This window comes from Bacillus cihuensis, from assembly GCF_000504145.1.
GTDB lineage: Bacteria > Bacillota > Bacilli > Bacillales > DSM-1321 > Peribacillus > Peribacillus huizhouensis.
Window position 1 is genome coordinate 1,654,818 of the sequence record NZ_KI632495.1, and the last position, 15,193, is coordinate 1,670,010.

General features: G+C 36.6%; 12 protein-coding genes and 2 pseudogenes. 2 read left to right on the forward strand and 12 right to left on the reverse strand.

Features of this window, described 5'->3' with window-relative positions; all coding sequences use genetic code 11:
• Positions 1-15: 15 nt before the first annotated feature.
• From fabG to V179_RS32475, 11 genes and pseudogenes are all read right to left on the reverse strand, one after another.
• Positions 16-756, reverse strand: a complete 741-nt coding sequence (fabG, locus tag V179_RS0113785) for a 3-oxoacyl-ACP reductase FabG (RefSeq protein WP_028391986.1) — start codon at positions 754-756, stop codon at positions 16-18.
• Positions 757-785: 29 nt separating this feature from the next.
• Positions 786-1,970, reverse strand: coding sequence for a thiolase family protein (locus V179_RS0113790; protein WP_028391987.1), 1,185 nt, complete (start codon positions 1,968-1,970; stop codon positions 786-788).
• A gap of 31 nt (positions 1,971-2,001) precedes the next feature.
• Positions 2,002-3,021, reverse strand: coding sequence for a LacI family DNA-binding transcriptional regulator (locus tag V179_RS0113795; protein WP_028391988.1), 1,020 nt, complete (start codon positions 3,019-3,021; stop codon positions 2,002-2,004).
• A 763-nt stretch (positions 3,022-3,784) separates the two neighbouring features.
• Complete coding sequence (locus tag V179_RS0113800; protein ID WP_028391989.1) at positions 3,785-4,786, reverse strand: zinc-dependent alcohol dehydrogenase; 1,002 nt, start codon at positions 4,784-4,786, stop codon at positions 3,785-3,787.
• A gap of 11 nt (positions 4,787-4,797) precedes the next feature.
• Positions 4,798-5,502, reverse strand: a complete 705-nt coding sequence (locus V179_RS0113805) for an ABC transporter ATP-binding protein (protein WP_028391990.1) — start codon at positions 5,500-5,502, stop codon at positions 4,798-4,800.
• On the reverse strand, positions 5,495-6,217 hold the full coding sequence (locus V179_RS0113810) for an ABC transporter ATP-binding protein (RefSeq protein WP_028391991.1): 723 nt from the start codon (positions 6,215-6,217) through the stop codon (positions 5,495-5,497). Before V179_RS0113810 ends, V179_RS0113805 begins: the two co-directional genes overlap by 8 nt.
• Entirely contained in the window at positions 6,201-7,214 is a 1,014-nt protein-coding gene (locus tag V179_RS27940; RefSeq protein WP_051404954.1) for a branched-chain amino acid ABC transporter permease, read from the reverse strand. The genes V179_RS0113810 and V179_RS27940 overlap by 17 nt, the downstream gene beginning before the upstream one ends.
• Complete coding sequence (locus V179_RS0113820; RefSeq protein ID WP_028391992.1) at positions 7,211-8,095, reverse strand: branched-chain amino acid ABC transporter permease; 885 nt, start codon at positions 8,093-8,095, stop codon at positions 7,211-7,213. Before V179_RS0113820 ends, V179_RS27940 begins: the two co-directional genes overlap by 4 nt.
• A 149-nt stretch (positions 8,096-8,244) precedes the next feature.
• Entirely contained in the window at positions 8,245-9,474 is a 1,230-nt protein-coding gene (locus V179_RS0113825) for an ABC transporter substrate-binding protein (RefSeq protein WP_028391993.1), read from the reverse strand.
• A 110-nt stretch (positions 9,475-9,584) separates the two neighbouring features.
• Positions 9,585-10,343 carry an SDR family NAD(P)-dependent oxidoreductase gene (locus V179_RS0113830; RefSeq protein WP_028391994.1) on the reverse strand — a complete coding sequence of 253 codons (759 nt, stop codon included), beginning with the start codon at positions 10,341-10,343 and terminating at the stop codon, positions 9,585-9,587.
• 1,393 nt (positions 10,344-11,736) lie between these two features.
• Positions 11,737-11,988: pseudogene (locus V179_RS32475) on the reverse strand (hypothetical protein); the annotation flags it as partial.
• 488 nt (positions 11,989-12,476) lie between these two features.
• On the opposite strand from V179_RS32475, the gene V179_RS27945 reads away from it, so the two are divergent.
• Complete coding sequence (locus tag V179_RS27945; RefSeq protein WP_051404955.1) at positions 12,477-12,974, forward strand: DnaD domain protein; 498 nt, start codon at positions 12,477-12,479, stop codon at positions 12,972-12,974.
• Positions 12,975-13,448: 474 nt separating this feature from the next.
• A pseudogene (locus tag V179_RS31710) lies at positions 13,449-14,034 on the forward strand (GntT/GntP/DsdX family permease); the annotation flags it as partial.
• Between the two features lie 179 nt (positions 14,035-14,213).
• Here the strand turns inward: V179_RS31710 and lsrF are convergent.
• A complete protein-coding gene (gene lsrF / locus V179_RS0113855; protein ID WP_028391995.1) occupies positions 14,214-15,107 on the reverse strand; it encodes a 3-hydroxy-5-phosphonooxypentane-2,4-dione thiolase in 894 nt (297 codons plus the stop codon).
• Between the last annotated feature and the right edge of the window lie 86 nt (positions 15,108-15,193).

The following is a 15,193-nucleotide window of genomic DNA, read 5'->3' on the forward strand; positions in this document are numbered from 1 at the left end:
ATTTTCTCTCCTTAATTAGATAATAAAACCGCCACCTACATTGATAACCTCTGAAGTAATATAAGAAGACTGTTCAGATGCGAGAAATGCAATACAATTGGCTACATCTTCAGGTTTACCAGCCCGTGCCATTGGAATTTTGGAAATCATTAGATCCCAAACATTTTCGGGCACACCTCGGGTCATATCTGTTTCAATAAAACCTGGGCAAATTGCGTTGCAGGTAACATTATATTTCGCTAATTCCCTAGCAGCTGTTTTTGTTAATCCCACGACTCCAGCTTTTGCTGCTGCATAATTGGCTTGCCCAATATTCCCTAGCCAGCTTGCTGAAGAAATGTTGATTATCCTACCATCTTTTTGTTCACGCATTTGAATGGCCGCTGGTTGCATACAGTTAAATACACCTGTTAAGTTTACCGAAATCACGCTATCCCATTGTTCTGGTTTCATTTTATGAAGCATGGCATCCCGATTAATCCCAGCATTGTTAACAAGAATATCAAGTTTACCATATTTGCTAATTGCATATTGAACGAGATTATTAGCTTGTTCTCGATCAGCTACATTAGATACAAAGGAATCAACCAAATACTCTTTGGCCTGAAGCTCCTTAGTGGCTTGTTCAACTCCCTCTGGATTAATATCAGTAATGACGACCCGCGCACCTAAAATGGCTAATTTTTCAGCAATCCCTTTTCCCAGTCCACGTGCAGATCCAGTTACAATTGCTATTTTTCCGGTTAAATCTATCATAATTTTTTCCCCCTTCACTATTTATTTTTCTACCTTTGTTCAATATTTTCGATAATAGTGGCGATTCCTTGTCCACCACCGATACACATCGTAACTATGCCACGTTTTAACCCTCTTCGTTTCATATCATATAAAGACTTAACAGTAAGAATTGCACCAGTTGCTCCAATCGGGTGTCCCAACGCAATCGCGCCACCATTCGGATTTACTTTTGCTTGATCAATTCCTAAATCCTTAATAACAGCAACTGCTTGGGCCGCAAATGCTTCATTTAATTCAACTAAATCAATATCATTTAATGTCAATCCTGATTTTTCCAAAACCTTTTTCACAGCAGATGATGGAGCAAATCCCATAATTTCTGGGTCTATTCCTGTAACTGCTTGCTCTCGGATGTATGCAAGAGGATTTAATCCAAGTTCATCTGCCTTTTCCTTTGACATGATAACTACAGCCCCTGCTCCTTGATTAATTCCTGAAGCATTACCTGCTGTTACCGATCCAGCCTCTTGAAATACTGGCTTCAATTTCGCCAATTTTTCAAGAGTGGTATGACGAGGATGTTCATCTTGCTCAAAAAGAGTAACTTCCCCTTTACGTCCTTTTACTTCCACCTGAACAATCTCACTCTTAAAGTAACCGCTTTCAATGGCTTGAAAAGCTTTTTCCTGGCTAGCTAAAGCAAAGGCATCTTGTTCTTCTCTCTTAATGTTAAAGCGTTCTGCTACCTTTTCGGCTGTAACACCCATTGCATAGTTTCCAAATGGATCTGTTAATGCTGTAGTAAGCCCATCTTCCAATTGACTATGGCCTAATCGATATCCATAACGGCCTTTTCGAATGTAGTAAGGAAGTAGGTCCATATTTTCAGTTCCAGCCGCTACTACAACCTCAGATTGTCCACTTTGTATGGCTTGTACTGCGCTATTAATAGCTTGAAGACCTGAACCACAAAGGCGGTTGACAGTATAAGCTGTTGAATGACTAGGTAGTCCGGCACGCAGCGCACACATTCGAGCAATAAATGCGTTTTCCGCAACTTGACCTACACACCCAACAATAACTTCTTCCACTAACTCAGAAGACACACCTGCTCGATGAATTGCTTCTTTCACTGCAATTGCTCCTAAATCTGCAGGGTGAATATCTTTAATTATTCCTCCCATAGTACCAATTGCTGTTCTTGCTGCTCCTACAATGACAACCTCTTTCATTCTTTCTCCCCCTCTTTAATTGAGTAATAAATTATTTTTCAAGTTTCTTTCTTGTAAAACCACAACTTTCCCGAACAACCAATGATGGAGTTAGGATGATTTGTTTATTCGCAACTTCGTCCTTTTCATTAACCATCTGTAAGAGATAGTCCATAGATAATCTCCCCATATCATATGTAGGATGATCTACTGTGGACAAAGGAACAATAAAATTTTCAGAAAAGGGGTTGTTATCGTTTCCCATTACAACAATATCCTCAGGAACACGAAGCCCAGAATCCCTTAGTCCCTTTACTATACCGAAACCTATTACATCGCTTGATGCACAAATTGCCTCAGGTAACTCTTTTACTTGATTAAGCATATTTATTACGTTGGCGTAACCCGATTCCAAGGAGTAATCCCCGTCAAAGATAAGTTCTGGGTCAACTTCCAATCTATTCTCATTCATTCCGTTAAAAAAACCGGCTTTTCTTTCCCTTGCAGTTGATATTTCAGAATCTCCACCAAAATATGCAATTCTTTTATATCCCTGTTCTGCTAAATGATTTACAGCTAATTCAGAAGTGAGTAGATTATTAATCCCGACAAAATTTTTCCCATATGATGATGGTTTTCGATTAACTAAGACATATTTTAGCCCTGTTTTTTCAACTTCTTTTAAGTCTTCCGTTTTAGAAATATTGGCTAATAGGAGACCGTCAACTTGTTTTTCCACCATCAGATTCAAATAGGTTAAAAATCGCTTATCATCATTTGACGTATTGCAAAGTATGACATTGAAATTATTGTGAATAGCTACATCATCCATACCCTTGATCATTGTCGGATAGTAGGGATTTGAAATATCTGTCACAATAACGCCGATCGTGTTAGTGCTTTTCTTCTTTAAACTCCTCGCCACTGCATTTGGCTTATAATTTAATTCTTCTATTACCTGCATCACTCTTTTAGTAAGTTCAGGACTGACATAAGCAGATTGGTTAATGACAGCTGAAACTGTAGCAAGTGCAACATTAGCTTTTTTGGCTATGTCTTTCATAGTTGTCATGTTAAAACCTCCATTAACAAGTTGTTTAGCGAAACGTTTCGTCTAGATTCATAAAAAAGTCTCTTACACCTAAATAAAACGTTGGCCAAACTCATCTCTCATCCCCCCCCAAAAGACATATTAAGTTTCACATCCTTTTATTGTCGATTAATTCCAAACGAAACGTTTCGTTAATTGATTAACTTGATTATAGATGTTTATTTCCGATTTGTCTATATATTTTTAATTATCTGTATATTTAAAATAAATTATAATTTTAATTGTTTTTAACAGGTTTAAAGCATGTTTTTTCTAATTTATATAGACAATTATTTGCGCCATAATTAAAGTAATCTGATTGGAAAAATAGCTATCATTGTTCATTAATAAGAATGCTCTTCGTATATTGCAAGCAGTTAATCTATCCCTGATACCCAATTAAAATAATTTCAAGGTCAGATTACCGCCTCATATACTTTTTGATAGAACATTTCGCCCGGGCTCAATCACTTTCAAGCCTTCCTTCTTACACTCTATACTTCATAGACCTAAAACCACCATCAGCGACTTGCAATCCTTCTTCTGAAGCCACCTGCTTAAATTAAGTAAGTGCTTCAGAAGAAGGATTGCAATAAAAAAAGTCAGACCCTCAAATCTAATATATCGATTATATCGTGTACATGACACAATAAACGGCGTATAGAATGTGAGGTCAGACCGTTGCAACATCATTAGATGCTAAAATTATTTGTCCCACTAAATTCATGCAAATCACTTAGGGTTTTTAATTTATTGAAAGCATCGGCTTAAGTACAACTTGATTCATACCGTCTTTAAAAGCTTGGTTCACTTCGGATAATGGATACATCTTGATTACATCAGACAACTTTTCTGCTAAACTAGCTAATACAGAAAACGCCACCTGATAATCGTTAGGATCACATCCATAGCTTGTAATGATTGAGACTTCATTTCGAACTAATTCCGTTAAGAAGAGTGTTGTTTCATGTTCATACAATGCAACAAAAATGGCATTCCCTCCTTTTTTTAAGCTATGGAACCCTGTTTTTACTGCTGCATTTGATCCGGAGCACTCAAATACCATGTCCACCTTTTCTTCTAAATTCCCCGATTTCACAATATGTGGAATCACTCCGAAAGTCTTGCATTTTGATAATCTGCTTTCATAATCTTTCTCAAGTCCCGACAGATAAACTTTTGCACCTTTCTGGGCGAGAATTAAACTTACAAAAAAACCAATAATTCCTGGTCCTTGAATGAGAATCGTATCAGATTTTGAAATTACTCCCGCCCGGCGTACAGCATGAACAGCAATAGACATCGGCTCACTTAATGCCGCTATGTTAAGTGGCATCCCGGTTGGAATTTCCCTTACTTGTTTCGCCTTTGTTTTCGCAAATTCTGCCATGCCACCATCAAAGTGGAGACCTATTACTTTAATATGAGCACATATCGATTTGCGTCCATTCATACAGTTTTCACATTCGCCACAGTAATTCATAGATTCAACGATAACTCTTTTCCCTTTTAAATGAGAAATTGAATCATCAAAGCAATCAACGACAACTCCCGCAAATTCATGTCCTAATATGACCGGTTTTCTTACAAACTCATACCCTTTTGAATGCTTATAGGCATGAAGATCACTGCCGCAAATACCACAGTACTCTACTTTTATAAGCACTTCATCATTGCTAAGCACCGGGAGTGCTATTTCTTGAAGATTAAGTTCTTGTTCCTTTTCTGTTTTAATGACCGCTTTCATCCATTTCACCTCTACATTCCAAGGTATGCTTTTTTCAGATGTGGATCATTGATTAATTCTTCTGCATTTCCAGATAACGCTAGTCTTCCATTCTCTAATACATAGGCGTGGCTAGCTATAGCTAATGATTGCTGCACATTTTGTTCCACTAGTAATACTGTAATTCCCTTATTCGCAATATCTACTAAATCTTTTAATAATTGTTGAACTAATATGGGGGCTAATCCGAGTGAAAGCTCATCAATAATCAACAGTTTTGGATTGGCCATTAATCCTCTAGCGATGGCGACCATTTGCTGCTGGCCACCACTCAAATCCCCTGCCATTTGACTTTTTCTTTCTTCTAAAACCGGAAACAAGTCATACACAAAACGGAGATTTTTTTTAAAATCTTTTTTCGCTCGTTTAGAGTAGGCACCTAATTCCAAATTTTCTTGAATCGGCATATAGTTAAACAACTTTCTTCCTTCTGGTACTTGGATAATTCCCTCTTCGACAATTTCATGCGGGCTCATTTTGTAAATCTCTTTGCCCAAGAATGTAATTTCTCCGCTCGAAATTTTTTCAATTCCAGAAATAGCATTGATTGTACTTGACTTCCCAGCTGCATTCGCGCCTAATAATGCGGCGATTTGACCTTCATTAATTTCTAGTGATAAATTCCACAAGGCTTGGATTTCGCCGTAGAATAAGTTTACGTTTTGTAATTTAAGCAAAGCTCAATTCCTCCCCAAGATAAGCTTTTATGACTTCCGGATTATTCGCAATTTCTTTCGGTGTACCTTCCGCTATTTTCTCTCCATGATGAACGACGACGATACGATCACAAACTTTCATGACTACTTCCATGATGTGCTCAATAAGAATGATGGTGATTCCATCGTCTCTTAACCCCTTGATCATTGGCAGGATTTCTTTCACTTCGCTTGGATTCAAGCCAGCCATCACTTCATCTAACAAAAGTAAGGTTGGCTGCGTTGCCAATGCTTTCGCTACTTCTAAACGTTTTTTATCGGCAATAGTTAAGCTTTTTCCGACTTGATCTTTCTTCTGAATTAAACCCACCTTTTCCAATATTTTCATACTGAATTCTCTTGCTTCCTTTGTACTAGTTGCTTTGTTGAAAGCTCCGACCATCACATTTTCAAGTACGGAAATATTGCCAAACGGCTTAACAATTTGATAGGTTCTACCAATTCCTTTTTGGCAAATCACATAAGGCTTTTGGCTTGTAATATCCTCATTATTGAAAACTACTTGTCCGCTTGTTACTGGAAGTGAGCCTGAAATTAAATTAAACAATGTCGTTTTACCAGCTCCATTTGGACCAATAATTCCGACGATTTCTTTTTTATTTACATCAAATGAAACACCATTGACTGCTTTTAATCCCCCAAAATGCTTGGATACTTCTTTAACCTGAATAATCAACTTTTTCACCATCCTTTACCTTGATGTTCTTTTTATTGATGCTTTTCAGTTTACCGGGAATGCGTTTTATAAGTGGAAGTAATCCATTCGGCAAGAAGGATACTATTAGAATCAATACAACTCCGTATATAAGATAATTCATTCCGCTTAGTGCAGGGAAAGCTGAACGTAAAAACTCATTTAAAGGGATAATGATAAAAGCACCTAATACTGGGCCAAATACTGTTCCAACCCCACCTATGATCGCAATCAAAGCAATTTCAATAGAGAAATTTATATTAAAGACGGAGATTGGTTCAAAAAACAACATATATTGGGCATAAAATACACCGGCTATTCCAGTCATTCCAGCACTGATTGCCATGGCAATCATTTTATATTTCGTTACATGAATGCCGAGCGTTTCCGCCCCATCTTCATCTTCACGAATTGCTTTTAAGTAATAACCAATCTTCGTTTTATCAACCCAAATCGCAATCGCTATACTAATTGCAAATAATACTAATGCTATAAAGTAATAAGCGCTATATTCTCTAAAAATAAGGTTTGCAAAACTTGGTTCAAATCGAATATTAACTCCAAGCGCTCCTTTTGTTATGTCTCTGAAATATAACGTCAAATAGCGAATAACTTCTGCACAGGCAATCGTTGTTAGCGTAAAATAAGTTCCTTTTAATCTGAAAGCAGGCCATCCAATCAATAAACCAACCAAGATAGATAACACGGCAGCAATGAGAAAACCTAACCAAGGACTAACACCGAAGTTTAGATATAAAAGTGTAGAAGTATAAGCCCCCAATCCAAAAAATATCGCATGACCAAGTGATAATTGTCCGCCGTAGCCACCTAATATATTCCACGCTCCCGAGATTGTTGCATACAATAATATAAGAATGAAAATATTTAAATAGAATTTGTTTTGAACAACGAACGGTATTACTAATAGAAGTATCCCAAATAGAAACAGTAATTTTTTTTTAGATAATAGTTGCATCATTTCAAGCCTACCTCCTCTGCTCCTTTGCCAAGACTAAATATACCGGCAGGGCGAACTAGTAAAACCATTATGAAAATGACGAAGTATATTGCTTCTTTTAATCCCGGATCAAAGATAACACCGGAAAGTGCTTCTACTAATCCAATTATTAATCCACCGAAGAATGCACCGAACATACTTCCCATTCCACCTAATACAATTACAACAAACGCAATAAGTGAGAATGATGCTCCGATTGTTGGATAGACCGAGTAAATCGGCATAAGTAATGCACCTGCAAGACCTACTAGACCTGATCCAATTCCGAAAGCTAATAGATAGATTCTTTTTACGTTAATCCCCATCAAAAATGCTGCCTGTTTTTGCATAGCAACTGCTCGGATCGCTTTTCCAGTCATGGTTTTTTGTAAAAATAAATATAAAATAACTGCTACTGTAACTGCAGCCCCAAATGCAACTAATCTAGGAATACTAATAGCTAGTTCCCCAATATGAATAACTGATGTTTGATAACTTGTTTTAACAGTAAAATGATTCGCACTTAGGGTCATTAAAGCAAAGTTTTGAAGGGCGATTGATAATCCTAACGTTGCAAATATTTTTGTTGATGCAGGTGTATCTAAAATGGGTTGAATCATAAATCTCTGAGTGATAACCCCAAGTAAAAATAGACAGATGATGACTAGAATGGCAGATACATATGGATCTAACCCCATCATCGAATAAAATAGAAAGCTTATATACATGGCAATCATTAGATACTCACCATGTGCAAAGTTTACAATCCTTACCACTCCAAGGATTAAATTCAGGCCCATACTAATTAATGAATAAATACCACCTAACAAAAGACCAGATATAAGTGTTTGAACAATTGTCATAACTACACCTCACTGTTTAATAATTAGGGAAGGGAAACTTCTTTTTAGGCTTTCCCATAGGGTCTAGCACCCTTCAGTAGTTACTATATCAGGTGACTGAGGGTGCCAAACACTTTGTTTTGAATTATCTTTTTTATAAAACTATTACTTTATTGATTTGAAATTTGAGGTTCTTCAACTGCTACGGCTTCCGGCCAAACAGTCTTAAGTTCCCCGTCGATCCACTGATGCATATATGCTTGACCTAGTATATTTTGCCCGGTTTTAGCATCAAATTCTACACCCCATCCAGTAGCAGTTGAGCCAGGTTTTGCAGTATATTTCAATGCTTCTTCTTTTAATTTGTCAGGGTCAACTTCCCCAGTTTTATCTATTACTTCCAATACGACCTTCATTCCCATATAGTTTGTTAGAGAGTGGCCAGAACGTGGTTCTGAACCATATTTTTCTTTGTATGCATCGATAAATTCTTCCATTCCAGGTGTAGCTTCACGATTAATTGCGTATTGTGGGAAGTCAACATTGAAAATACCGTTTGCTAAATTTCCCGCTCCATCTTTAAAGTCAGTCATCGTATGGCCGCCACCGGAGCCGAGAAATACTGGAACCTTCAATCCTAACTCTTCACTTTGTCTGGCAAGAAGAATTGCATCATTTAAATAAGAAATAGCTACCAAAACGTCTGGAGCAGCTTTTTTTATATTTAAAATGACTGAACTCAAATCATTTGATGCAGGGTTATATCCAATTTTTGTATCAACATTAATCCCTTCTTCTTTTGCAAATTTAATAAAAGCATCTGCAATCGGTGGTCCAGCAGCTGAATCTTCAAAAGCAACAGCAACCTTTAAATCAACTAGCTCTTTACCAAGTTTTTTTGTAACGACTTCTTTTATGAAATCTACATGCGTCTTTCCAAAAAAAGAAGCAGATGGATTCGTACGCATAATATATTTGTATTGACGGTCTGTAATGGTATCAGATGTAGAACCTAGCTCCCAGTACAACACACCGTTCCTTTCAGCTACCTCACTTGCAGCAAATGAGATAGAACTTGAATATGATCCGACAATGGTTTTTATATTTTCTTGATTGATTAAACGATTCGCTTCTGATTGACTAGCGTCTGCATCAACTGCATCTCCCTTAACAAGTTTTATTTGTTTTCCACCTGCTATACCGCCATTTTTATTTGCTTCTTCAACAGCAAGCTCTACCCCGCGATAACTTTCTTCACCAAGCAGTGCTAACCCTCCGGATAAAGGAAATAATGCACCAACTTTAAATGTTTCTGAATCACCATCACCACTCGCTCCATTAGAGCATGCTGACAAAAACATCAGAAAACACATCATAATAGCGCTTACAATTCTCTTCATGAAATATCCCCCTTCTTTGATACATAATTATTTTTAAATCTATAAAATGCCATTTTTCCAATCATTATTAAAGAAAAAATCTTTTATTATTATGAACCTCCATAATTACATTAACTACTTAACCAGCCACCATCGACATAAATTGTTTGACCAGTTACATAATCAGAGGCATGAGAAGCTAAGAACACTGCAGATCCTTGTAAATCTTCTACCTCCCCAGTTCTCTTTAATGGAATACGAGATTTCATCCATGCTACTTTACCATCGTCTTCAAAAACACTTTTCGTCATTTCTGTCTTAAAATATCCTGGACCAATTGCATTGACTAAAATTCCATAATCGGCAAACTCTACTGCCAACGCTTTTGTTAATTGAGAAATTCCCCCTTTACTTGCAGCATATACTGACATGTTCGCAAAGGCTATTTCACTAGTAAGTGATGCAATATTAATGATTTTTCCGTATTTCTGTTCCTGCATATAAGGGATAACAGCTTGTGATGTAAATAGCGCTGTTTTTAAGTTGATTCCCATCACAAAATCCCAATCTTCTTCAGTTACTTCTAAAAAAGGCTGACGTTTGTTTGCACCTGCACCGTTTACCAAAATATCTATTTTTCCTTCTTGATTCACGATATCTTGTACAAATCCTTTGATATCCTCTGAATTCCGAGCATCAACTGCTGCATAATAAGCATTTCTAGAAAAACTTGTGATGTTGTTTGACGTTTCTACGAGCTCGATTTCTGTTCTGCTCGTTATAGCTACGTTCGCACCCGCTTCAGCCAGCGCCAGCGCAATAGACTTCCCAATTCCTCGTCCGCCACCCGTAACCAGCGCCGTTTTACCACTTAAATCAAACAACTTCAACTAAAACACCCCCGATTGTTTTACGATCTAATAGAACTAATTCTCCATATGATGTCATTCTAGGATTTTCAGCGTTACTTCCACTTAACACATAGCATCATATTCCTAGCAGTCTAGTTGTGAATCGTCAACTTTGTACTCTGTAAATGTAGATGAGATTCAAGTATTGTTTGAAAACTTATTATCAGCAATTACATCAGTTTCAGCTATGACTAACTGAACGAAACGTTTCGCTGAAGATTTAATTTGATTATAGAGGCTTTGTTTTACTTTGTCCACAATTTTCTAAATTTTCTATCTATTTTAATTAATCTTAGATTATTTTTCTCTTTCTTTTAAACCCGTTCTCAATGATCAATCCATTTATCAGTGAATTACTTAATTAGCGGGAAAAGGTCTGTTTTGTCTTGACCTATGAGCTGAAATCCTCCTTCTAAACATATTTCTTCATTGGTTTTTACTTAATTTTTATAGGATTATCGAACACCTACTATTTTTTTATTTACTTCATGTTTACATAGACTAGATCAAGCTTCATTATCTATCCTTTGTGTCGAATTTTATTTTAATCTCTCTATTTGAGTCAAACCTTCAGAGACTTTGTGGATTTTTTAATGAAAATAAAGTATCAGGTTTTATTCCAACTATTAAATAATGCAATTATAGCAACATAATGGTTACTTAAATAAGACAGATTATGTGCCCCTTATTTTATCGTAATCTCATTTGAAACTTCGACAGTTCCCAAGGTATTCCAGACACTTAAAATTATGAAAATCAAAAAGCAGTCCATCCGCATTACAGAATGCACTGCCATAATTTATTTAACAGCTGACTAATTCCAATCGATATTCGGTTCTATCTCTTAATAATTTTTCCAAAATTCGAATGGGAACAATTCACGCAAATCTATGTTAAAATCTATACTTTGTTGCCCTAATACACCACGATTGACGATTCTTATCTTTCTTAACTTTGAGCAATTACATCTCCAACTACCATGAAAATAAATTGTTGTAATTCTCCCGTTTAACCCATTGTTTAGTCAGTTCAAATGCCCCTCAACTTTATTATGAAAATCTCTAATAAAACTCTCGGCAAATATATACAAAGAATACTTAAGTCTCTATTGATGTGATCTATCAACCTTGAAATTCTTTAGGAAACTATATATTTAATTCCCCTCCATCATTCAATAAGTATGATCTAAAGACATATCACTTTCTTTAATAAACTTCTTTTCCCTGTTTATATAAACATTCACATTCTTTTTCCCATATTACAACCATTAGTATATTCATAAAGAAGACCTCTCTTTCCAGAGAACGTTCACAAAGAGAAAAGTAAAATTTATTCGTAAGCGTAAAAATAAATTCACAGTCCCCTATCACGTTTAAACGAGAGAAACTGACATTATCGTGTCTAATATTTCACAAAAAAGAGAAGCCTCCCTAAAATTTCTTACCGCAAGACTAGCATATCTATACGGTATCCAAAGACTAGGGGTAAGAAGAAGAAAGAGAATAATAAAGCTAGCTAGCTGGAATTCTGCACAAAATAAGCACCTATTCGTAAATACGATGAGGTCTCTAACTGCTTTAAAGGCTGCATTAATTTCTTCATCAGGTACAAAACTCCTTGCTAATTCTTGGCATACATCTTAAGAAATTCAATATCCTCTTCCAAATTCATTTTGGAAAATAAAAAAGAGATTCATAGCAAATTCATGATTCACTCAAATATTGTCCTTATTGTCCTCAAATCAGAAACATCTCCTGACACTAAATGAACATCTGATTCAAATGGGAAAGCCTAAAAAAATATTTTAATGGCATGCTACTTTTTGTTCGATTTGGCTTATTAAAAAGACGAAGAGCTTTTTCTTATAGACCGCTTGGTGCCTTCTATGAATAAACCTTGTACAAAGGAGATCGTATACGTGGCGAAATATAGACAAGTACATATTGCATTTTGGCAATACGGGTTTGTGTTGGATCTCACTCCATAGGAAAAATATTTCTATCTGTATCTCATGACCAATAGTAAACTTCACAATGCGGGATTTACGAATTTCCGAAACGTATCACCGAAACAGAAGCTGGTTATAACCGCGAAACCGTTGACGAATTGTTAATGAACTTTTGTGATTACAAGAAAGTGCTGTATGACGAGTGCACAAAGGAAATTTTTCTGCTGTACTGGCTGAAGTACAAGAAGATTAATAATCAGAATGTATTTATCTTTATCATGCAGGAACTCTCAAGTGTTAATAACAAAGGTTTTGTTGAATCATTTTTTACTAGACTCGGAAATGACATTGAGTTTCTACTGTCAGATGAACAGCTAGCTGGAACAGAATCATCGGAAACAGAGGGTGATGAGTTTACTATTGCCGTACAATTTTATCTCGATCATTTTGGCGTGATGACGACATCTTTGGCGGAATCGATCATAAAGTGGGAAAACGATATAGGATCAAACTTGGTGATAGAAGCGATGAAGCGGGCACTAAAAAAACAACAAGTATGGAAATACACTGAGGAACTATTGAAAAACTGGGCAAGCAAAAAAAACACGGATGAGGCAAATTACCATCTGCTCCAAACCAAAGCAATTACAATACATGTTTAATCATCAATGACCGCTATTAGAACGATAAGCCGATCCATATGTCAGCGTGCTTAATCTGAAATCCTCGACATAGACGAGGCTTTCGGTACACGAATGGTACAAAAGTGCAGAAAAGATTCGGTCGTTCAGTTGAAGCGATCGGATACCTAAATTATAGAATGGTAGGTGCTTAAAATGTGTCAAATGTGTAATGGTACGCACGTTGTCAGCGCAAAAAACATTTCATCAATCTTCATATCCTGTTGTCCAATCTGTGGACCTGAATCTGAAAAAGTACGAAATGCTCGCTACAAAGACCTACTACTTGAGATTTCTCAATTAAAACGGTTGAGGAAGAAAGATACTTAATACATATGTGACGGGAACATTCGTAACTCATACTTACCTTCTTAGAGAAAGTAAAAAAACAAATTGCTGCCAGTTAATTCGGGCAGCTATTTGTTTTATGATTAGATATAATCAGTGTATTAACCCTCTTTGTTTCCTGTCATATTTATGGGATTAGCCACTATTTTTTCTCTGCTATTTCCTGAAGAATCCAAAGTAAAAGAGATTGTTGAATTCATCGGTATCCCTGGAACAGCTATGTTAATTTCTCTTTTACTAGCAATCTATACGATGGAATATGCACGCAAGATTCCAATGACATAAATCGGAAACTCATTATCCCAATCTATCTCACAAATTGCCATGATGTTACTCATTATTGGCGGCGGTGGTGCCTTTAAACAAGTTCTTGTTGATGGTGGTGTTGGCGATTATGTCGCCACTTTTAGTCGCATGGTCGATCGCTGCCATATTACGCCTATGCCTAGGTTCTGCTACAGTAGCTGCCCTTAAGACCATGGGCATGGTCGCCCACTTATGATTGCTAGCTCAGTAAACCCGGCTTTGATTGTCCTAGCAACCGGGGCTGGTAGTGTCATCGGCTGGATTTTGGATGGTTAAAGAATATTTTGGTCTGAGCATGTAGGTACCGTTTCAAACTTGGACAGTACTAACAACAGTATTATCTATAACTGGACTTGGTTGTGTATTGGTTTTAGGGTTGTTTATCTAAATAAAAACCGAGAGGCATTTAGTAATGACTCTCTGTCCTACTAATTTTGCAACGAGATTCATGTAATGCTAAATATTTCAAACTTGTAAATTGACTCCCATTTCCCTCCGCTCACTTCACGCATAACAGATCATGGTTCTTATCAATCAACAGACAACTTTAACACAGCCTTAAAAAAATTAATCTTCCTCGCTCACTTTCGTTAGATGTAGGAAAAATTCATAAGCCTCTACATCTGAGTATCCTTCATGCACGACTTTAGCAACCGCTTGAATCATTTCTTCTGGGTATGAAGATTGGAAAATATTTCTCCCCATATCAACTCCTGCAGCGCCACCTTGAATGGAGTTATATGCTAAAGCTAGCGCATCTTTCTCATGAATTTTTTTACCACCAGCAACTACGAGTGGTACTGGACAAGCTGCGGCTACTTTTTCAAAATCATCACAATAATATGTTTTAACAATTTGAACGCCAAATTCAGCTAGCATTCTTGTTGCCAACAAGAAAAATTGAGTCGTCCGTTCCATTTCTTTTCCAACAGCTACAACACCCATTGTAGGAATCGAATATTTTGAACCTAGGTTAACCGCTTTATTTAATTCTTCAATTGTTTCTTTTTGTCCATCCGCACCAATAAAAGTTTGAATAGCGATTGCGCTTGCATTCATTTTAATGGCATCATCGATATCTACAACCATCGATTCGTGGCTTAAATCTTCTTGCAAAATGCTCGAACCTGAGGATGCTCTTAATGCAATCGATTTATTAAATGAAGGTGGTACACTGCTTCGAATAGCCCCTCTCGTTCCCATCAGACAATCCGCATAATTAGCTAATTTAGGAATTAAAATATCTAATCTTTCTAACCCAGATGTTGGTCCCATAAAATAACCATGATCAAATGCCAGCATGACTGTTTTACCAGTTTTCGGATTGAAAATTCTTGATAATCGATCCTTCATTCCCCAGTCATAATTAGCAGCACCCTTTACATGGAAATTACCATTATTAGCAAATACGATTTCCTCTGAAAAGTCTTTCGCAGCTTTGTTTCCTATATTATCTACCATTCTGATCTTCCCTTCTTTACTAATTTCTTTTTTCGTAAGCTCTGTATTAAACTTGATTGTTGATTTCCGTTCCAGGCACTTCGCTT